Genomic DNA, 20,266 nt, shown 5'->3' on the forward strand with positions numbered 1-20,266 from the left:
TCGGCGACCGACGACAACGCCGCTGGGGGCACCCCCTCCGGGGGAGGGCGTGCCGGACCCCGCGTCTCCGGCATGATCCGCCGGACAGGCCCTAGCAGCCGTCGGAGGCGGGGACCCCCGTGAAGTGGGGGCCGGTGAAGTCGCCGGAAGACGCACGGGCGTACGCGTGCGAACCACCGGTGCGTCGATCCCGTTCGGCGTGGTTCCTCGCGACGCGCCAAGTCGCTTTCGGAGCGGGGCAGATGACGCTTGGCGGACGGAGATCCCCCGGGTGCCCCGGGCACAGCTGCTCCGGACTCACCGGTTCAGGCGCGCGTTGGTGATGTTCCGCTCGCGGGGGCACCATGGAAAGGAGAAGCGAGTGGCCTCGGACGGGGCCGGCCTTCCCTTCCCTCCCCCCTGTCGTTCCCTTTCCCTCGTACGAGGGGGTCGCGTCATGGCCTTCCACAGCCGTTCTCCTGCCGCGCCGACACTTCGGCAGGAGGTGCGCCAACGTCATCAAGAGGGCCGTTCCGGAAGCGGTGGCCGTCCCGGTGGCTGGGGTTCTCCCGACCGGCCCGGAGGATGGGACCGCCGTGGGGGATGGGACCGTCCGGACCATCCCGGAGGAGGGGACCGTCCGGACCGTCCGTGGGGTGACGGCCCCCCGGACGGCCCCGGTGGGGACCGTCCCGAACCTCCCGGCGACGACGGCGCGGTGGGCCCGTTCCGGGTCGTGCGCCCGGCGGACATGCTCGTGGCCGACATAGGCCTGGTGAATCTCCGGTGGGATGGCCGCCGCCTGGTCCGGCGGGAGCCGGCCGCTCCCACGCTGATCCTGATCGGGCTGCCACCGCAACACGTCCTGGAGGAGGTCGCCCCGCCGCCGGCCGCCACCACCGCCTCGCCCGGCCCCATGAAGGCGTTCGCCTCCGGTGCGTCCCAACTGGTCTTCTCGGTGCCGCCCGAGGTGGACGGTCTGGAACTGTCCTTGGAGTCCCTGCTCGACTGGGAGCGGCTGGTGCCGATGACCGTGCCGGTCGTCCAGCCGGGCGCCACCCCCACCGGGCTTCCCGGAAGCGTCCTCGAGTTCCCCACCCGGCTTCTCCTCACCTACGACGAACCCGTCGACTGGGTGTGCCCGCCGGAGCCCCGCAGCGCCGACGGCCGCACCGGGTTGTGGCACGCCCGGCTGACCGGTGAACGGGGCGGCGAAGCACTTCTGCGTGCCTTCGCCCGGGTCGGCGACCGGACCCCCGTCGCCGAGCGGGTTCCGCTGAGCGCGGCCGACCTGGAGGCCCTGGTCACCCTCACCTGCCGGCAGCAGCTGTTCGACACCGACAACGCGGCCATCGTGCTGCCCAGCGCTCCCCTGCACGCCGAGCAGTTCATCGTGACGCCCCTGGGTGCCTCCACCCACCTGCACGGCGCCTGGGACGACCTCACCGGGAAGGCCGCCGCGCAGTTGGACTCGATCCGCAGGAACCGCCCGAACCTTGCGGCATACGATCACATCACCGGTCTGGGGCGTGACCAGTTCGTCAGGGTCGTCACCCGCGGTTTCCTCTGCACCGGACACCCGGCCCTGCTGGTGACCGAGTACAAGCGGCTGTTCATCGCCGACCGCGACGGTGGCGTCACGGCCTACCTGCAGCGGGAGGACCGCATCCTCCCGCGGGTACCGGAGGTGCGGTACGGGGAAACCACGGGGTTCCCGCACCAGGGGCGGGAGATGCCCTTCCGCACCCTGCGGATCACCGACCGGGTCACCCCGCCGATCAAGCCCGTCTGGCCCCCGAAACTCCCCGGCCAGGACCAGCCGCTGGCCGTGGAGTCGTTCTGGGTGGAGCTCCAGGACGGCTCGCGTGACCACGAGTTCACCGTGATCGGCACGGACCACGAGGGCCGCGACGTCAGTTTCACCATCCCGCTGGTCTTCGTACCCGCCTCACGGGCCGGCGAGTTCGAGCAGTTGAGGAGGCTCTACGCGCCGGAAGAAACGAAGGCGACGAGCAACCGCCTGGAGCGGACGCTGGGAGGCCAGGTGATGGCCATGGCGAAGCCGCCGGCCGACGCTCCCGGCAGCACCAGCCACGCGGTCGGCTCACTCGTCTTCCAGATGGTCCCCAAGTCCGACGGGGGCGAACACCCCCTGGCCGGAACGCTCGTCGTGTCCCGCGCCGAGGTCCAGGTCCCCGCCCTCGAACCGTTCACCCCGAACGCGAGCCACGTGCCGGTGCGCTTCAACACCGTCTACGTCGACCGCGGCATGACGGCACACCCTGCGCGCGCGTACCTCGACCTGGACACCGCGGTCGACCTCACCTTCGCGGCGGAGCAGTCCGGCGGCCTCGCCCGGCCGAACGCCGCGGTCAAGGTGATCACCAGTCAGGCGGGCGTCGTCCCCGACATGTTCAAGGCCGACGCCACGGGAGCCGTCGGCACGGCGCCCATGACCGACATCAGAAAGGCCTTCGGAGCGGCGAAACTGCTCGGCTTCATCGACCTGGGCGAACTGGTGGGGGACATCGCAGGCCAGGCCCTCGACCGGCTCGGGCAACTCGGGGACGACGACATCCAAGCCGTCCTCGACGACGACAACGGCAGGCTTCCCGCTCCGGTCCTGCGCATCCGCGACCTCGCGGACGGGGCCGGCAAGGAACTGCGCTACGTGTGGAAGACGGACCTGGAACCGCCGACTCGCGGACCGGAGGACAAGCCGCTCCTGCTGGACGTGAACGGCACGGTGCTCACCCTGGACGCACGCACGACGATTTCGAAGGAAGCCGACCGGACGACCTCGGTGGAGGGCCGGCTGCGCCACATCGCCCTGAACGTCGCCGGGGTGGCCCGGGTGGAGATCGCCGAACTGACCTTCAGGGCCGTGCCGGGCAGCAAGCCGGACGTGACGGCCTCCGGACTGGAGCTGAAGTTCGACGGCGATCTGGAGTTCATCAACACGCTGCGCAGTGCCCTGCCCGCGGACGCCTTCGGCTCCGGCGCGTTCGTGGACGTCCAGCCGTCCGGCATCCGCACCGGTTACACGCTCGCCCTCCCGGCCATCGGCGTCGGTGTCTTCTCCCTGGCGAACGTCTCCCTGACAGCCGAACTGATCATTCCCTTCGAGCCCGCGAAGGCCGTCTCCCTGCGCTTCTCGGTCTCCGAGCGGCAGCGCCCCTTCAACGTGACCGTCTCCCTGTTCGGCGGTGGCGGCTACTTCTCCCTGCTGGTCGACGCGGAGCGGGGGATCAGGGAGGCCGAGGGCGCCATCGAGTTCGGCGGCAGCGCGGCGCTCGACCTGGGGGTGGCGAGCGGCGGGGTCACGGTGATGGCCGGAGTCCGCTTCGAGCTCAAGGGCGACGCCGTCACCGTGGGCGGCTACCTGCGGTGCAACGGCTTCCTCAGCGTGCTGGGCATCGTCACCGTGTCCGTCGAGTTCTACCTGGAGCTCACGTACGAGAAGAAAGACGGCCAGTCGGTGGTCCGGGGGAGGGGCACCCTCACGGTGAGCGTCAAGATCGCGTTCTTCAGCAAATCCGTGACCCTCAGCCTCGAACGGAGCTTCTCCGGCGCACCGGGTGACCCCACCTTCGTCGACTGCTTCGACAAGGACACCCACTGGGAGGAGTACTGCCTCAGCTTCGACGGCGACTCGTAGGAACCCGCGGACCCGGTGGTGGACGATCATGAAGTTCGAACAGAGAGTGCTGTGGACGGTGCTCCCGGCGGGCCTGTCGGCGGACGGGACACAGGCCAAGGTGTCCGTCTTCGTCAGCCCCCGCCTGGGAGTACCCGACCGGGACCCGGCGGCGCAGCCCGGTGAGGAACCGGAACGCGGCACACTGGATTCCTTCGACGACTTCCGTTCCTGGCCGCAGAGGATCAAGGACGCGACGTTCGAGTTCGGCCCGGGCGACGGCGTCTCCCCCTCCTTCACCGGCCCGGTCCGGGCGTCCGGACCTCCTCCCGACAGCACGTCGTGGAACAAGCTCTTCGGCGGCACCATCCCGGTGGAGCCCTACGTCTTCGAGGGCATGGCCGGCCGGGCCGCAACGATGCGCACCTACTCGGCGAAGCGGGTGAGTGAAGCGACCCGCACGGCTTACGGCACGGCGGCCAGAAGGTCTCCCGAACGGCCCCCCGAAATGCGCTCCATGATGCGGCAGATGATGGGCTCCGAGAGCGCGGTCGCGGACCCGGAACGTTCCGACACGGCCGCCACCATGCGCCAGGGCTTCGACGAAGTGGCCGAGTTCCACCGGCCCGTGACCGGCGACGAGCCGACGGCCACCGAAAGCGCGCCACCACCGAAGAAGCCCGATCCCGACTTCCACCAGATGCTCACCTCGCTCGGCGACCACCCGGCGCTGCTGCGGCAGCTCGGGCTGGTCCTGGACTTCGTCCTGCCCGTCGAGAAGATCCCCGTTTCCTCGGGCGAGCGGTTCTTGTGCGTCACCCCGCACTGGGTGTCCGCACTCGGGCCGGACTCGGTCGACGTGCCCCCGCGCACGCGCTACGTCCTCCTGCCCGACCGCGGGCTGTTCGTCGCCGCGCCCCGCAGATTCGAGACCGACCCGCTGGCCTCTCCGGCACTCGGCCTGGTGGCGCTGCCCGAGAACGACTTCTCCCTCGAGCAGGCCGACATCGACAGTGCCGCGCTGAAGCTGGCGGACCTCGCCCGCGAACGGGCCGGTGAACCGGAACCGGCCGAGTCGGCGCCGCAGACCAGAGGGCTGGCCCCGGTCCGGACACAGGGACTGTCCCTGGTCAGGGACGGTCGCCAAGAGGTCCTCCAGACCGACTTCGACACGGCGGTCCGGCACGAGGACGCCGTCGCCACCGCCGTACGGGCCGGGCGGCAGCTCCGGGAGGACGGGCAGGTTCCGGACCGGCCGGACTCGCCCGGCATGCCGCAACTGTGCGCGGAGGACCTGGTCCGCGGCCACCGGATGGACGTCTGGGACGACACCCGGGCCCGCTGGTACTCGTTGCACGCGCGCACGGTGGCCTACCGTTCCCCGGGCGCCGGCGAACCGTTCCTGGAGGCCTCGGACGAGGGCTTCTTCCTGGCCAACCTGGTGTCCTCGCCCGCCGACGCCGACAGTGACGTCGTGTACGTACCCGAACGGATCATGACGTGGGAGGGCTGGTCGCTGTCCGCACCCCGTCCCGGCCGGGTCCTGGGCATCGGCGAGGGGGCGCCCGACGAGGTCGTCGAACCCGCCAACGAGGCGCAGACCAGGCTTCCGCTGCGCATCGACGTCAAGGCGAGGCAGGGCTCGCTGCCCCGCCTGAGGTTCGGTCGCGGATACCGGGTCCGGCTGCGCACCGTCGACCTGGCGGGCAACGGTCCGACCCTGGACGAGGCCGACGCCCTGGTCGACCGGGACGGCAGCGGCGACCTGGTCCTGCCGGGGGACGGGCCGCTGGTCTTCCGCCGGTTCGAGTCCGTCCCGGCTCCCGCCGTGGTGCCCCGGTCACCGCTGCACGAGGGAACCTCGGTGTCCCGGCTGGTCATCCGCAGCACCCCGGGCAGCGCACCCGGCCCGGCCACCGACGGCCCGGCCCCCGGCCCCGGGACGCGAGTCGTCGTCCTGGCCGACGTGCAGCCGGAACGGACCAACGACGACGTACGTGTCGTCCAGGAGACCCTGATCGCCCTGGGCCACCCCATCCCGGCGGGGCCGACCGGCCACTTCGGCAGGCAGACCCGCGAGGCGTACGCCGCCGAACAACGCGACCAGGGCATCGGCGGCCCGGCCGCCGACGGCGTTCCCGACTGCGCGTCCCTGACCGAACTCGGCCGCAGGGGCGGCTTCGCCGTCGACTGCGACGCGGCCCCCGGCACCACCGGCGCGGGAGGCGGGGACGCCCGGCAGGGGGAACCGGCCCGCACCGCCGAACAGCACGCCGCCGACCTCAACGGCCTGCCGCAGGTCACGACGGGGAACCACCCGCCCTACAGCGGTGTCGACGAGCGGCACCTGGTGGCGCCGAAGGCCTCCCTGCACTGCGTCGAACGGCACGGACTGCTCGACGAGGCCATCGGTTCGCAGGACCGGGCGGCCAGGGAGGCCGGTTACGCGCTGGCGTCCCGCGAGAGCGGCTCGCTGAGCGATCCGGCCCGGCCGGAGGCGGAAGTGGAAACGGTCCCCTCGCCCGCCGCCGACCCGGAGCACCCCGTGGCGACCGTCCGGTACCCGGGCGAGCAGGTCGAACTGCCGTATCTGCGCGAGCCCCTGTCCACCGGGGCTGTGCTGCTGGACCTGCCGGGGATGCCGGCGGGCGAGCCGTTCGAGGTGCCGTGGGGCGGCAGTGCCTGGCACCGGCCCCGTTCGGTCCGGCTGAGGCTCGCGGAAGGAGACGCACCACCCCGCTTCGACGAGGCGTCACGGGTGCTGACGGTCTTCCTGCCCAAGGCCGAGGTGGCCACCGTACGGGTGTGTTCCGCGATGCGGTTCGACGAGGGGCTCATGGGCCTGGCCTCCTGGTGCCGCGAACTGCCCGGCGGGCGGACGCGATCCGGAGCCGCGCCGGAGGAGGCGGAGGAGGCGGAGGAGGCGGCGCGGCAGGACGAGGAGGAGCGCGGCCGCGCAGCCACCGCCCTGAACCTGGCCGCCGCCGGCCGCCACTGGATGTTCAGCCCTTCCCAGACCCTCACGCTCGTGCACGCGGTCCAGCGACCACTGCGGCAACCCGTCCTCGACCTGCGGCCCTCGGCGCCCCGCCCGCCGAACGCCACGGCCGAGCAGCTCGCCGGAACGATCGGACTGGACCAGAACAGCACCGGCCGGATCGAACTCGTCGCGCACTGGACGGAGGTGTCCGACGAAGGCGGGGAAGGGCCCACCGAACGCCCCATGACCACCACGGTCTTCGACCTGCTGACATCGAGGCTGCTGCCCCCGGGTGATCCCGCGTCCAGCCCGTCGGCCACCCTCGAGGACGGCACACTGGCCTTCGACACCGAAGCCGCCGGAGACCCGGACAAGGCCGAACCGAGGAAGCACGAGTTCGGCGACACCAAGCACCGCGTGGTGTTCTACCACCCGGTGGCCGGAACCCGGTTCGGTGACTGCTTCCCGCCCGAACTCGCCGAGAACGACCCGGACGCCCTGACGGTGCGGGGCGCGCCCGTGCGGCACTCCGTGCCCAGCAGTGCCCGGCCCACCGCACCCCGGCTGCTGTACTGCGTCCCCACCCTGTCCCTCGAGACCGTCGAGAGCCCACCCGGCACCGTCGTCAGGCGCCGCCGCGGCGGCGGCATCCGGGTGTTCCTGGAACGGGGTTGGTTCTCCTCCGGGCCCGGCGAACTCCTCGGCGTGGTACTCGGCCAGGCGCCGCCCGCCGGCACACCCGTGGGCGACTTCCCGGAGGTCACCCTGATGGGCCGCGACCCCGTGCACCGCTCCGCGCAGGTCGTCGCCCCGACCCTGGCCACCTTCACCAACGTGGTGCAGCACGCCGAGCAGGTCACCCCCGCGACACCCGCCGGTTCGCGCACCGTCACCGTCGCGGGCTTCGCCCCGCAGTTCGACCGGCAGGAGGGCCGCTGGTTCTGCGACGTGGACCTCGACACCGGGACGACCTACCTGCCGTTCGTCCGGCTGGCCCTGGTCCGCTTCCAACCGGACTCGATCCGTGATGCCGAGATCTCGCCGGTCGTGGTCACCGATCTGGTGAGGACCCTGCCCGACCGCGAACTGCGCGTCAGGCTGGACGACGTGCCGACCGTCAGCGTCACCGGCCCGTCGTACGACCCGACCGACTCCCCGCCGCCACTGATCACGGCCACGGTGCAACGCCGGAGCGACACCGTCGCCGACGAGGATCTCGGCTGGCTGTCGCTCGACGGCACGACCGTCACCCTGACCTCGATCGACGCGGTGTCCACGAGGACCCCCTCCTACATCGGCCAGGTCCCCCTGCCCTCGGACGTACCGCGCGACCGGCTGCGTCTGCTGGTCATGGAGACCGACGGCATACCGCCCGACGCCGCCGCCCCGCCCGCCACGCCGGGGCCGGTGGTGTACTGCGACACCGTCCCCCTGGGAGCGGACCGCCGCCCTGGTGACGACGACCGCGACCACGACAGGGACGACCACGACAGGGACGACCACGACAGGGACGACCACGACAGGGACGACCACGACAGGGACGACCACGACCGTGACGACCGCACCCGTGGTGACCACGACTGGGGCGACCACGACCGTGACGACCGCACCCGTGGTGACCACGACTGGGGCGACCACGGCAGGTGGGACCACCGCTGGGGTGGTGATCACCACGGGCACTGACCAGGTGAACGGCGTCGTGCCCCCGTGTCGGGATGCGCGAAAACCGGGATGCCATCAGACGGCAGTCACCCTGGAAGGAGCTGACCGTGAGCATCTGCTTCGCACCTGGCGAGGTGTACGAAGGTTCTCCCGACAGCGTCGAGCGCAGGATGTCCTCGCTGTTCGGAGATGTGGCGGAAACCGTCATCAAGGCGCACTACCGCAAAGAAAGGGTGGCTGTCAGGAATTCCTCAAGCACCGGTGTCACTCCCGGGCGGCGCCGACGTCGCCGTTGACCGTGGTCAGGGCCATGGTGCGGTCGTCCTGTGTGCCGTCGGTGGGGAGGGCCACCGACGGCCGGCCGTTGTCCGTGGTCGCCGTGACGCGGTAGCGGGGCGCGTCGTGCGGCACGACGACGCGGACCGAGCCGTTGGTGGTGGCCGCCGCGACCCCGGTCGGCGCGGTGGCGCAGTGGAGCACCACGTCGCCGTTCACCGTCTGCGCGCGCAGCGTCGTCACCCGCAGGGCGTCCGCGCGAACCGAACCGTTCCGGGTCGCCAGCCGTACCGCCGCGCCCTCCGCGCCTTCTGCGGTTTCTCCGTTCCCGGAACCGGTCACCGTCACATCGCCGTTGACGGTCGTCAGGTCCAGGGCGGCGTCGATGCCCGCCACGTCGATGCCGGCGTTGCGGGCGGTGACGGTGACGGACGTGCCGGCGGGGACGTCGACCTCGGGCATGCGCGGGCACGGCCCGTCCGCCTCGGGCGGCCGGGCGCACGACAGGTCCATGACCCAGGTGCCGTCGTGGTGCGTCCAGCGGTGGCCGACGCCCCGGTCGTCGACGACGACCCGGTCGCCGTCCGCGGGCCGCAGACGCACCCCGTTGTCCGTGGTGATCACCAGGTGCGCCCCCGGGCCGGTGATCGGCTGCCCTCCGGCCGCCCGGGCGTCGTCCCGCCCGTCGTGTCCCGTTCCGCCGCACCCCGCGACGAGGGGAAGGGCCGCCAGCACCACGGCCAGGCGCCGCGCGTACGTCGTCGTCATCGCCACCGCATCCATGCCGGGTCGCCTTCCCCGTCTCGCGGCGGTCAGGCCCGGGCCTTAGCCGAAGCCCTCGACCGACCTGCTCCGTGCACCTGTTGATGCGGCATCAGCAGGTGCACGCCGTGCGCCGACACACCGTGCGTCCGCCTCAACGGGGTGGGCGGGTGACGGTGTAGGTGTGGGTTCCCGGGGGAGCGGGGGCGGGCTCGCTCCCGGGGAGCCTGACCTCGGCCGTCGTGCCGGGCGGAACGGTCACGGTCACGGTGAACTCGTCGCCGTGCTGCCGCCAGCTGCAGGTGAGGGGCCCGTGCAGGGAATCGTGGCGGGCCGAGGCCCACGTGAGGCCGCCGCCGGGCCGGGGCGCGACGACGAAGCGCCGGTGTCCGGCAGCGGTCGGCTCCGGGTCCGGGTGCGGACGGATGCCGGCGACGTACTGGTGGAGGAAGGAGACGACGGCCCCTTTGCTGTAGTGGTTGTACGACATCTTGGGGCGGCCCCGTTCGTCGACGCCGTCCCAGTCCTCCCAGACGGTCGTCGCGCCGCGCTCGATCATGGCGAGCCAGGACGGCGCGGTGGGCTGCCGCAGCAGTTCGTGGGCGAGGTCGAGGTGACCGTGGTCGGCCAGGACCGGCAGGAGCAGGCCGGTGCTCAGGAAACCGGTGGTCAGGTGGGTGTCCGCGGAGCGGACCAGGGCGGCGAGCCGGTCCGCGGCGCGGGCGCGTACGGCCTCGGGGACGAGTCCGAAGGCCAGCGCGCGCACCAGGGTGGCCTGGGTGTCGGGGGCGGTGACGGGTCCACCGGGGGAGGCGTCGCCGACGAGGTACTCGGCCTGCCAGGCGGTACGGGCGCCGTCGGCGACGCGCCGGTAGCGGGTCTCGTCGTCCCGGTGGCCCAGCAGGGCCGCGGTGCGGGCGAGCAGGTCGGCCGAGCGGTGCAGGTAGGCGGTGGCCACGTCACCGCGGTCCCGGGTGGGGTCGAGGTCGGGGGCGACGCCGGGCTCCAGCCACTCGCCGAAGTGGAAGCCGGTGTCCCACAGGAACTCCTCGTGCGCGGCGGCGCGGGGCCGGGAGGCCGCGCGGTCCGGGTGGCGGCGGGTGCGGGCCCGGCGGGTGGCGAAGTCCACCCAGGCGCACATCGAGGGGTACTGGGTGCGCAGCAGGTCCAGGTCGCCGTAGGCGCGCCAGATCTCCCAGGGGACGATGACGGCCGCGTCGCCCCAGCCGGCCGAGCCGTTCATGCCGCCCTCGGGCGAACCGCGGCGGCCGGCCTCGCCGGCGGGGTCGGGGACGAAGTTGGGGACGGTGCCGTCGGCCCACTGGTCGGCGGCCAGGTCGGCGAGCCACTTGGCGGTGAAGCCGGCGACGTCGTAGAGGAAGGCGGCGGTGGGGACGAACACCTGCCAGTCGCCGGTCCAGGCGGCGCGCTCGCGCTGGGGGCAGTCGGTGGGCACGTCGCAGATGTTGCCGCGCATGCTCCACACCGCCGCCTCGTGGAGGCGGTTGAGACGTTCGTCGCTGCAGGTGAACCAGCCGGTGCGGGTCAGGTCGCTGTGCACGACGACGCCGGTGACGTCGTCGGCGGTCAGGGGGCCGGGGTGGCCCTCGACGCGGACGTAGCGGAACCCGTGGGTGGTGTGGCGGGGTTCGAACACCTCACCGGGCCGGCCCGCGGAGGTGACGGTGTCGATCTGGCCGGCCGGCAGCGGCCGGTGGGTGGTCCAGTCGAAGGCGCGGATGTTGTCGGTGGTGACGTCGCCGTGCTCGTCCAGGGCCTCGCCGTGCACCAGACGGAGACGGGTGCCCGCCGGGCCGAGGTTCGTCAGCCGCAGCCGGCCGTTGACGTTCTGCCCCAGGTCCACCACGTGCCGCCCCGGCCCTCGCCGGGTCACCGCGACCGGTCGTACGTCCTCGACCTGGCGGACGGGTGGGGCGAGGGGGCCGGTCAGGCGGGTGAAGTCGTCGTAGAGGCCGCCGTGGGCGACGTCCGCCGGGTGCCACGGGCGGTCGTCGAAGCCGGCCGTCGCCCACCGCGGGTCGTGGAGGCGCAGGTCGCTCTCCTGGCCGTCCATGAGGTCGGCGGCGGTGACGGGGCCGGCGGTGCCGCGCCAGCCGGGGCCGGTGCCCAGCACGGTGGTGGTGCCGTCGGGATGCCCGACGGTCAGCTGGGCGAGGAGGGCGGTGCGGGTGCCGAAGCCGTCGGCTTCGCGGGCGAAGCCGTGGCGGCCGCGGAACCAGCCGTCGGAGAGTACGGCGCCGAGCGCGTTGTCGCCCTGGACGAGCAGGCCGGTGACGTCGTAGGTCTGCACCTGGAGGCGGGAGCGGTAGGCGGTGAAGCCCGGGGTGAGTTCGGCGTCCCCGACCCGGTGGCCGTTGAGGAACGCCTCGTAGATCCCGTGGGCGGTGGCGTGCAGGCGGGCCTCGCGGACCGGCTTGCCGAGGGTGAAGGCGCGGCGCAGCAGGTGGGCGGGGCGGAGGCCGGCCGCGGCGGGTTCCGGCTCGGCCGGCTCGATCCACCGGGCCTGCCACGCGTCCGGCTCCAGGAGGCCGGTCTCCCACCAGGAGGCCCGCGACCAGTCGCTCTCGCCGAGGTCCGTCCAGACCTTGACCCGCCAGGGGATCCGGACGGCCGACCCCGGCGCGGGGCCGGCGTACCGGACGTAGGTGTTGACCGCCGAGTCCACCCTCCCCGAATCCCAGTTCCCGGCCTCGATCCGGTACGCGGTCTGCGTACGTGATCCGTGCGGGAGTCTCCAGGACAGGCGCGGACATCGGACGTGGATGCCCAGGGGCCTGTCGAGGTGTTCGACCCGCAGGTGGGTGGGTGTGGTGCTGAACAAGGAGGGTCCTCTCGGGGAGGGGCCGGCGGTGAACGGGAGGTGCGGTCAGGCGGACCGGAGCGCCTCGGGCGCGGGGGGTGCCGGATCGAGGTCGCGGGCCGCGACGTCCGCGGGACGGGCCAGCCTCGGGATGGCGAGGGAGATGAGCAGTCCGACGGCGACGACCGCGGCCATCGCCAGGTAGGCGTGGGTGAAGGCGCGGTCGCGGTAGAAGGCGGTGCCGTCCAGCACGGTGGAGTCCGCCGCCAGGACCGCGTAGAGCATCTGGTTCGTCAGGGCCAGGAAGACCTGGGTGAGCAGGGAGGACATGCCGTTGGCGGCGGCCTGCTCCTCCGCGGAGACGACCGACACGATCATGGTCTGCTGCCCGGCCATCAGGATGCCGCCGCCCAGTCCCATGACGACGCCGGTGGTGATGATCTGCGTCGCGTCGCCGTGGTGGAAGGCGGCCAGGACCAGCCCGCAGGTGAGGATGCCGAGGCCGGCGTACCAGACGGCGCGGGGGCTGACGGTCCGCACCGCCCGGCCGACGCCGATGCCGGCGGCGAAGGTGACGAGTCCGGCGGGGATGCCGATGACGGCGTTGTGGGTGGTGGACCAGCCCAGTCCGTCGGAGACGTGCGGGACGGGCGGGAAGAGGGCGAGGAAGATCAGGATCGCCTGGGAGGCGAAGAAGGCGGCCTGCGGCACGGAGGAGCCGAGCAGGACGGTGGCCAGGGAGCGGCGCCCCAGCATCCGCAGGTCCAGGATCGGTGCGGCGACGCGCAGTTCGACGACGACGAAGGCGGCCATGGCGGCCACCCCGCCGACCAGGGTGAGGAGGACTCCCGCGGAGCTCCAGCCCCAGTCGCGGCCCTGGCCGATCCCGATGATCAGCAGGGCGAGGCCGCCGCCGAGCAGGAGGGCGCCGGCCCGGTCCAGCGGGCCGGCCGCGGTCCGCCGGGGGGTCTCGGGGACGGCGAGCAGGGTGGCGATGGCGACGACGGTCGAGGCCACCAGGAACCACAGGGCACCGCGCCAGCCGAACACGTCCAGCAGCCGGCCCGACAGCAGGGGGGCGAGCAGGCTGAGCACGCCGACCGAACCGGCGACCGTCCCGAGGGCCATGGCGACCTTGCGGGGCGGGAACAGATCGCGGACCGCGGCCAGGACGAGGACCGCGACCGGGCCGTACAGCCCCCCGATCACCCGGCCCAGGACCATCACCGGATAGTTCGGCGCCACGACGGTGACGACGTCGCCGACGAGTCCGAGGGCGGCCAGGACGAGCATGACGCGCCGCTTGCCGTGCACATCGCCCAGGCGCACCGCGAACGGGGTGGCCACGATCGTCGCCAGCGTGAACGACAGGCTGAACCAGGCGATCTGCGTGGTGTGGAAGTGCTGGGCGATCTGCGGCTGGGCGTTGGCGGCGATGATGCCGGCCACGACGAGCAACTGGCCGGGCCACACCAGGGCGGCCAGCCGGCGCAGCTCCGCGCCGGTCCAGCGGGAGGTCCGGGAGGTTTCGGAGACGAACCGTGTGGGGCCGGTCGCGTCGGTGTCACCGGTCGAAACCGGCGCCGCGGGCAGCGGCGCCGGGCCGGGTGAAGTGTTCATGGTCGCTCCGAGGAGAGGTCGGCGCGTCGTTACGCCGAGGTTTCCGACCGATGATGCGAACCAAAAACCGAGTGCGCTAGGTTTTGGGAATGTGTTCCACGTCACACCGGGCTGCCGTCGGTGCCCCCCACGGGTGTTCACCCGCCGGGTGATGACTACGGTGAGCGGCATGACCAGCAGCACCCGGGGCCCGCGCGGCAGCTACTCGGTGGGAGTGGCCCGGCGGCAGAAGATCGTGGAGGCGGCCGCACAGCGGTTCGCGCAGGAGGGCTACCACCGCACCGCGCTGACCCGCGTCGCGGAGGACGTCGGCATCACCGAGGGCGGCCTGCTGCACCATTTCCGCAGCAAGAAGCACCTGCTCCTGGCCGTCATGGAGCACCGCTTCGCCACCGAGGCGGAATGGTGGTCACGCCTGCCCGGTGACGTGGGAGGCCGGGACATCCTGCGGGCCATGGTGGCGGCCACCGAGCGTCACCTCGCCGAGCCCGGCCTCATCGAGCTGTTCGTCCTCACCTCGGCGGAGGCCGCCGATCCGGCCAGTGCCGCCCACGCCCTCTTCGCCGAGCGCTACGAGCGCGCCGTCGACGCCCTGGCCCGCCAACTGGGCGCCGCCATGGGCAACGGGACGCTGCGCGAGGACACCGACTGCCGGGCGGTCGCCCGCGAGTGCATCGCCGTCAGCGACGGCCTCCAGCTCCAGTGGGTGATCTCGGGCGGCACGCTGGACCTCGCGGGGGCGGTCCACACCCACGCCGACCGCATCGCCCGCACCGTCCTCGCCGACGGCGGCGGTCTCTGACGGCCGGGCCGCGGTCGCCGGTCCCCCCCCCGCGGGTCCGGGTGACGCACGAGGATGCCGGGCGACCCGGAGGGCCTCGGCGTGACGTCGGCCCGGACGTCCCCGGTCGTCACGACCGCCCGCCGAACCGCCGGTGGTGCACCTCGACGCCGGGCACCGGTCCCGGGAGGGGATGGCGTGCGCCGTGTCCGGGTCCGGCCTCCGGACCGACGCCGCCGTCCCCGGCCGGGTGGCGCGTCGTCGGACGGCGGCGGTCCACGGACGATCGGTTCGGCCCGGCCGGGCCCCGCGTCGGCGGCGTGCTCCAAACGACAGGTCCCAGTGACCTGAGTCGGAGGTTTTCGAGCAGTTCTCGCGGGCTGCCTGACGTGCCGGAGACCGGACTTCAGCAGGCCGGGCCGGACCTGGCGGCAGCACGGCATCAGGTTGACGGCCGCCCATCTGGCGAAGAACTTCCGACTCAGGTCACCAGGGCGTGTTTCGAAAGTGGCGTCGTCTGCCCGAAGGGCAGGCCCGGCGGCGTCTGGTGCGTGCGATCGCAAGGCGGAGGGTCGTCCCGATACTGGTTGTATCGGGGCGATCCCGACAACGCGGCTGGGGGTGCCCCCTCCGGGGGAGTGCGTGCCAGACGCCGCCGGGCTGGGGCACCCCCTCTGGGGGAGGGACTTTCGAAACACGCCCTAGCGGCCCCAGCGGCCCGTCGCGGAGGCGAAACCCAGCCAGGTGTGCCGGTTGCCCGCCCAACACCAGCCGACCTTCGGCGCGTTGCGGCGCTCGCGGCCGTCCCGTCCGGTGCCGTTGCTGATCCAGATCGCCGGAGTGCGGGCGTCCAGCGCGCCGTCGGCCTTGCGCAGCCGGGAGCCGATGGTCATGAAGCAGCGGTTGCGTTCCAGCACGGCGGGCAGCTGCATCACCCAGTGGATGCCCTCGGTGAGCAGCAACGGGGTGCGGCCCTCCGTCGCGAGAGCGGGCAGGGCCTCGTCCGGGCTCCAGTTGGCCATGCGGTCGCCCCGGTCGAGGCCCGAGACGAGGTAGAGCGGGGCGTCGGGCGGCGCGGCGCCGTCGAGCGGCGCGAAGAGGTCGACGTCGGCCATGTCGGTGACGACGAAACCCGGCTTGCCGTCGAGGCGGAGCAGGGGCGCCAGGGCGGAGGCCGGTGCTCGGTCGGGGTGGACGGCGAGCAGGGCGCCCTCACCGTCCCGGGAAGCCTCGGCGGCCTCGGCGGTCTCGGCGAACGAGCGCAGGTCGGCGGTGGAGAGCTCCGCGATCTCGTGCACCCCCAGCTCGATCAGGCGCTCGGCCTGCGCGCTCGGGGACGGGAGCGTGGGCACGACGGTGGAGGTGGTCTGCGAGGTCTCGGGCACGGTACTCCCAGGGTCGGCGATGTCGTCGGCCCAGGGACAACGCGGCAAGCCGCCGGGACGTTCCCCGGGCCGGGCGGGCGTGCGCTTGTCGCGGATACCCGGACGCCGACGCGCCCCGACCCGGTCCGACTCGACCCGCGCGCGATGCGGCGCCCCCTCCGGCACCGCGCGCCCGGCCGCGGCTGCCGCAGGACGGTCCCGGCCTCAGCGGGGACGCGTCGTACCGGCGAGGATCTGTTCGCGCAGGATGTCCGCGTGGCCGCAGTGCTGGGCCAGTTCGCGCAGCGTGTGCAGGTAGACCCAACGCAGCGGCAGCGGGCCGCGGCGGTTGCCCCGTACGAGGTCGTCCAGGGCCAGATCCGCCGTCGCCCGACGGGACGCCGCACAGGCCTCCCGGTGGGCGCGCTGGACCGAGGCGATCGTGTCGTCGTCGCGGAGCTCGAACGACTCGTCGGGGGAGGCGGGAATGCCGATCTCGGTACGTGACCGGCAGGTGATGGCCTCGTCGAACCAGACCTTCTCGACGAACGCGGCATGCTTGACCAGGCCCAGCAGGGTGGTCCTGGACGTGACCAGCGACCTGCGTGCCTGCTCCTTGGTCAGTCCGCTCAGGCTGTCGTGCAGCGCCGACCGATGCTCGTCGAGGAACACCTCGAACTGGTCGCGCAGGGGGGCGTGGAAGACGGCGGGACACGTCGATGTCGGAAAGACCATGACCGCAACGATAGTCCGGCGGGCCCCGTGGCGGTGCCGGTCCGCGCGCCGACCGGCACCGCTGCCCCCGCAGCCGAACACCGGCCTGCGCACCTGCCTTCGGAGCGTTTCGCGCGGGTCGCATCCGACGGCCCCACGGCGGTCGAAGAGAGGAACGGTGAGGAAAGGCCGGAGAAGGCCGGGGAAGGGGAGACGACATGACGAGGTGGACACCGCGTCCCGACGGCGGCCGGCCGGAGGGACGCGGCTGCGCACACATCGAGACACTCGAGCGGGAGCACGAACCGCGGAGCGAGGTGTGTCTGCGGTGCACGGCTCTCGGACACGACTGGGTGGGCCTGCGGGTGTGCCTCACCTGCGGCCACGTGGGCTGTTGCGACAGTTCGCGCCACGGCCATGCCACCGCTCACTTCGACGCCACCGGCCACCCGTTGATACGGGGCCTCGGAGGCGGTGACGAGTGGGCCTGGTGCTTCGTCGACGAGGTCTACCTCCGACCACGTCACGCGACCTGAGCGCGTGATCCCGGACGGGTCCGGGTCGGCCTGCGACGACCCGTGGGAGACGACGGCGGTCGGTGGTGCTGGACGCCGGCGAGCGGAAGCAGATGCTGGAGCGGGCCGCGCATGTCAGGGAGGTGCTCACCGGGTTCCGCAGCGGCAGCGAGGGACTGCCGGCGTCGTGGGAGCCCCGCGCCGCCTGCGCGGCGGGCGAGCCCGTTGGAGAGCCGGTACGCGGCGAAGGCGGCTGAGATGGTCATCGAGCGGACCGGGACCCGGCTGCTGGTCAGAGGGTTCGAGGAGGAGGACCTGCCCGGCCGGGCGACGGCCTACCGCCTCCTGGAGGCCCTGGAGGGGCGTCATCCGAGGTTTCGGTTGAGCACGAAGCGTGACCGGGCGAGGCTCCTCGGACGGAGCGCGGTGCACGGAGAACACCACCGCAACGACCAGGAGCCCCGTCTTGTCACACCGTCCTGCTGACCCGCGCCGTCGCACTCGCAGGACAGGATGAGAACGGTTCGATCAGTGGGTATGGGTGGTCACCAGAGGTTTGGTCTCGTCGACGACGTAGGTGGACAGCATCATCGTCGTCACCGTCCCGATGTTGCGGGCGTTGTGGATGGTGTCAGAAGGGATGAAGAAGGGGTCACCGGTGCGAAGTCGCAAGGTGGTCCCGTCGTCGAACTCCATCGACACGTCACCGCGGACGATGTATCCGACCTCCACTCCCGGGTGGCTGTGGCGTCCCGATTCCTTACGCCGGGGAATTTCAACGAGTGTCTGCACAGTCTTCCAGCCTTCGGCCGGCGAGGGGTTCTCCTGAAGCAGGGTGCGCGTCACGCCGGCGGTCGGGTCGGGAACAAACGAGTGATGACCGTGGGGCGTCGTGGAAGAGGCCTCGGCAGCCGAGACGGAAGAAGCGACGCCGAGCGCACTGGCTGCCGCCACGCCACTGGACCGTAGAAGGGAGCGGCGATCCAACATGATGAGCTCCTTTTCATGATTCGACACCGGCGGGAGAGCCGGGACATCGTGGATTCGGGAACGCTTCCTCGGAAGACGGGGCGGAGAGTCCGGCCAGGAATCATGTGCAGTGATCTTCGAATCTGCGTTCCTCCCCTGTGAACGCTCGGAACAGTGTGATGGTTCACCCTGCAACACGGCGTCTCGTGCAGCGGACCGCCGACGAGGCGGCAGGCGAGGGAGGCGAAGGCGTGGTGGAGTTCGGCGCGGCGTGCCGGAGGGCGCCAGTACCGAGTCACGGTGATGACGTAGCAGTCCCTCGACAGTGTCCATGAGGTCGGATGCGTCAACGGGTTGGAAGACGTCGGGAAAGAAACCCAGGCCCACGGCGTACTCACGGAGCAGATCGTGCAGGGTGTAGCGGCCCGGGACGGGTTGTTCGACGAGGCGGACCCGGGCGAGTTCGGCGAGCAGGCGGCGGACTCGGGAAAGGGGGAGCGCGGCCGGACTGGCGACGGCGGGAGCGGTGATGTCGGGCCCGGGGCGGAGGGCGAGGAGACGGAAAAGCCGGGCGGAGGTCTGGTCCAGGGCCCGGTAGGACCACGAGAAGACGGCGCGCAGGTCGGTGTCGTCGTCGAAGGTGGTGAGGGCGTCGAGGCGTCCGTCGGTTCCTTCCGTCGTCGCAACGGCCTGCGCAGCACGCCGGTGCGGTCCACCTGCAAGCCGGCGTTCATGGGCCGGGCGGCGCCGGCCCATGAAGCACATGCACCCCTCACGCCGGCGTGGACCGCTTGCCGCACCGGATGCTCGAGCACGGCGCACCGCCGGCGCTCGAGGGTGAACGACGGGCTACGGCGCCGGAGCGATGATCACGGCCGTTCCGTAGGCGCAGACCTCGGTGCCGACGTCCTGAGCCGTGGTGACGTCGAAGCGCATGGCGAGTACGGCGTTCGCGCCGCGGGCACCGGCCGCCTCGACGAGGCGCTCCATCGCCTCGTTCCGGGTCTGCACCAGTGTCTTGGTCAGGCCCTTCAACTCACCGCCGATCACCGACTTCAGCCCGGCGCCCAGCTGGGAACCGATGTTGCGGGAGCGCACCGTGAGGCCGAAGACCTCTCCGATCACCTGCTTCACCTCGTGTCCCGGCACTTCGTTGGTGGTCACGACCAGAACGTTCGAGCCCTGTGCCGGGCCTCCTGTGTAGTCATCGATGGGCATGGGTTCCGCCTTACAGGTGGGAAGGAGAAAAAGAACCGGACACCTGCCGCAACGGTGCCGGTGTGGTGCGGGTTCACCCGGTGCCGCGGATTTTTTTCGAGATACGTGCCCGTGCGGCCCGCAATACGCTGCCGTCTCGTGCCGGCCGGTGGCTGAGACCGAACGACTTTCTGCAAGCGGGTGTCGGGGCCGCGCCGAAAGGGCCCTCGGCCGAGCCGGAGTTGTCCGGCGAGGGCAGGCTCGTGCGGTCGACCACGCCGAGGACGGCATGGTCGACACTGCCGCCGGGTAGCCGGCAGCCGCGAAGTACCTTGTAGGTCTTCCTCCGGAAAAGGCGTTTTCGACGCGGCCTCCGGCTCGGCCGTGGACGGGGTGGTCGGCCTGCTGCTGTGAGGTGAGTGATCGGCCCCCGCACGGGCGGTGCGGGATGCGGGGTGCCGCGACAGCCGTCCTCGCCGAGGAGGGATGCGTCCTTCACGGCCCGGTCTGCTTCTGATCCGCGGTGGGCGCGGGCGTCGTGGCGGTTGCCGGGCAAGGACCGGGCCGACGGGCGAAGCCGACCCCTCGCCGCCCGCCGATGAGCCCGCCGACCCGGTACGCCGCCCTCGGCGGGTGCCCACCATGACAAGCTGTGCCTTCCACCACCCAGTCCCAGGAGGTCGCCGTGACCGCAGAGTCTCCATCGCCCGAAGGCTCGGAGCCGTTGGACGGCGAGAGCCGTCCCCTCGCGCCCGACGATGACGGCCAGTACGACTTGAAGCGCAAGTTCCGGGAGGCCCTGGCGCGCAAGCGTGGTGTGAAGGCGGACGCCGCCGACGCCGCTGCGAACACCGAGGCGTCAAAGATCCGCGGCACGCACGGCCCGGCCGCGAGTCAGCGGTCGTTCCGCCGGAAGAGCGGCGGCTGAGTCCGGGATCCCACCGCGGTGAGGGTAGCGCAGACCACGACGTTGCCCTGGTGTCCGGTGT

Annotated in this window: 14 protein-coding genes; 7 read left to right on the forward strand and 7 right to left on the reverse strand. The window is 72.2% G+C overall.

Features of this window, described 5'->3' with window-relative positions; translation table 11 throughout:
• Nucleotides 1–754: 754 nt before the first annotated feature.
• Both ACH4N1_RS32225 and ACH4N1_RS32230 read left to right on the forward strand, forming a co-directional pair.
• A complete protein-coding gene (locus tag ACH4N1_RS32225) occupies nt 755–3,637 on the forward strand; it encodes a hypothetical protein (protein ID WP_398103358.1) in 2,883 nt (960 codons plus the stop codon).
• Nucleotides 3,638–3,665: 28 nt separating this feature from the next.
• Nucleotides 3,666–8,279 (forward strand): peptidoglycan-binding domain-containing protein, encoded by a 4,614-nt coding sequence (locus tag ACH4N1_RS32230; RefSeq protein ID WP_398103360.1) that lies wholly within the window; start codon nt 3,666–3,668, stop codon nt 8,277–8,279.
• A 243-nt stretch (nt 8,280–8,522) separates the two neighbouring features.
• Here ACH4N1_RS32230 and ACH4N1_RS32235 read toward each other — a convergent pair whose 3' ends face one another.
• The 3 genes from ACH4N1_RS32235 to ACH4N1_RS32245 all read right to left on the reverse strand — a co-directional run bounded on the left by ACH4N1_RS32235 (nt 8,523) and on the right by ACH4N1_RS32245 (nt 13,737).
• Nucleotides 8,523–9,302, reverse strand: a complete 780-nt coding sequence (locus ACH4N1_RS32235) for a DUF4097 family beta strand repeat-containing protein (protein WP_398103362.1) — start codon at nt 9,300–9,302, stop codon at nt 8,523–8,525.
• Nucleotides 9,303–9,450: 148 nt separating this feature from the next.
• Entirely contained in the window at nt 9,451–12,138 is a 2,688-nt protein-coding gene (locus ACH4N1_RS32240; protein WP_398103365.1) for a family 78 glycoside hydrolase catalytic domain, read from the reverse strand.
• 45 nt (nt 12,139–12,183) lie between these two features.
• Nucleotides 12,184–13,737: an MFS transporter gene (locus tag ACH4N1_RS32245; RefSeq protein ID WP_398103368.1), complete on the reverse strand. Its 1,554-nt coding sequence runs from the start codon at nt 13,735–13,737 to the stop codon at nt 12,184–12,186.
• Between the two features lie 169 nt (nt 13,738–13,906).
• Between ACH4N1_RS32245 and ACH4N1_RS32250 the strand changes: the two genes are divergently transcribed.
• Nucleotides 13,907–14,539 (forward strand): TetR/AcrR family transcriptional regulator, encoded by a 633-nt coding sequence (locus ACH4N1_RS32250; protein WP_398103370.1) that lies wholly within the window; start codon nt 13,907–13,909, stop codon nt 14,537–14,539.
• Between the two features lie 680 nt (nt 14,540–15,219).
• Here ACH4N1_RS32250 and ACH4N1_RS32255 read toward each other — a convergent pair.
• On the reverse strand, nt 15,220–15,903 hold the full coding sequence (locus ACH4N1_RS32255; protein ID WP_398103373.1) for a DUF5701 family protein: 684 nt from the start codon (nt 15,901–15,903) through the stop codon (nt 15,220–15,222).
• Nucleotides 15,904–16,107: 204 nt separating this feature from the next.
• Nucleotides 16,108–16,617 (reverse strand): DinB family protein, encoded by a 510-nt coding sequence (locus ACH4N1_RS32260; protein WP_398103376.1) that lies wholly within the window; start codon nt 16,615–16,617, stop codon nt 16,108–16,110.
• A gap of 197 nt (nt 16,618–16,814) precedes the next feature.
• Here ACH4N1_RS32260 and ACH4N1_RS32265 point away from each other — a divergent pair, with 197 nt between their 5' ends.
• The 3 genes from ACH4N1_RS32265 to ACH4N1_RS32275 all read left to right on the forward strand — a co-directional run bounded on the left by ACH4N1_RS32265 (nt 16,815) and on the right by ACH4N1_RS32275 (nt 17,597).
• Nucleotides 16,815–17,132: a UBP-type zinc finger domain-containing protein gene (locus ACH4N1_RS32265; RefSeq protein ID WP_398103379.1), complete on the forward strand. Its 318-nt coding sequence runs from the start codon at nt 16,815–16,817 to the stop codon at nt 17,130–17,132.
• 62 nt (nt 17,133–17,194) lie between these two features.
• Complete coding sequence (locus tag ACH4N1_RS32270; RefSeq protein WP_398103382.1) at nt 17,195–17,368, forward strand: hypothetical protein; 174 nt, start codon at nt 17,195–17,197, stop codon at nt 17,366–17,368.
• A 1-nt stretch (nt 17,369) separates the two neighbouring features.
• A complete protein-coding gene (locus ACH4N1_RS32275) occupies nt 17,370–17,597 on the forward strand; it encodes a hypothetical protein (protein ID WP_398103385.1) in 228 nt (75 codons plus the stop codon).
• A 42-nt stretch (nt 17,598–17,639) separates the two neighbouring features.
• Here the strand turns inward: ACH4N1_RS32275 and ACH4N1_RS32280 are convergent, their stop codons facing one another.
• Complete coding sequence (locus tag ACH4N1_RS32280) at nt 17,640–18,065, reverse strand: cupin domain-containing protein (RefSeq protein ID WP_398103387.1); 426 nt, start codon at nt 18,063–18,065, stop codon at nt 17,640–17,642.
• A gap of 864 nt (nt 18,066–18,929) precedes the next feature.
• Nucleotides 18,930–19,298, reverse strand: coding sequence for a YbjQ family protein (locus ACH4N1_RS32285; RefSeq protein ID WP_382785778.1), 369 nt, complete (start codon nt 19,296–19,298; stop codon nt 18,930–18,932).
• Nucleotides 19,299–19,962: 664 nt separating this feature from the next.
• Between ACH4N1_RS32285 and ACH4N1_RS32290 the strand changes: the two genes are divergently transcribed.
• Complete coding sequence (locus ACH4N1_RS32290; RefSeq protein WP_398103390.1) at nt 19,963–20,205, forward strand: DUF5302 domain-containing protein; 243 nt, start codon at nt 19,963–19,965, stop codon at nt 20,203–20,205.
• Nucleotides 20,206–20,266 lie beyond the last annotated feature (61 nt).

Source organism: Streptomyces sp. NPDC017202, assembly GCF_044331705.1.
In the GTDB taxonomy this organism is placed as follows: Bacteria; Actinomycetota; Actinomycetes; order Streptomycetales; family Streptomycetaceae; genus Streptomyces.

What these genes read in the sequence shown, in the direction of transcription:
- ACH4N1_RS32275 (WP_398103385.1), top strand. Translation starts at nt 17,370, where the DNA reads ATGGTCATCGAGCGGACCGGGACCCGGCTGCTGGTCAGAGGGTTCGAG.
- ACH4N1_RS32250 (WP_398103370.1), top strand. Translation starts at nt 13,907, where the DNA reads ATGACCAGCAGCACCCGGGGCCCGCGCGGCAGCTACTCGGTGGGAGTG.
- ACH4N1_RS32230 (WP_398103360.1), top strand. Translation starts at nt 3,666, where the DNA reads ATGAAGTTCGAACAGAGAGTGCTGTGGACGGTGCTCCCGGCGGGCCTG.
- ACH4N1_RS32235 (WP_398103362.1), bottom strand. Translation starts at nt 9,302, where the DNA reads ATGACGACGACGTACGCGCGGCGCCTGGCCGTGGTGCTGGCGGCCCTT.
- ACH4N1_RS32245 (WP_398103368.1), bottom strand. Translation starts at nt 13,737, where the DNA reads ATGAACACTTCACCCGGCCCGGCGCCGCTGCCCGCGGCGCCGGTTTCG.
- ACH4N1_RS32260 (WP_398103376.1), bottom strand. Translation starts at nt 16,617, where the DNA reads ATGGTCTTTCCGACATCGACGTGTCCCGCCGTCTTCCACGCCCCCCTG.
- ACH4N1_RS32285 (WP_382785778.1), bottom strand. Translation starts at nt 19,298, where the DNA reads ATGCCCATCGATGACTACACAGGAGGCCCGGCACAGGGCTCGAACGTT.
- ACH4N1_RS32265 (WP_398103379.1), top strand. Translation starts at nt 16,815, where the DNA reads ATGACGAGGTGGACACCGCGTCCCGACGGCGGCCGGCCGGAGGGACGC.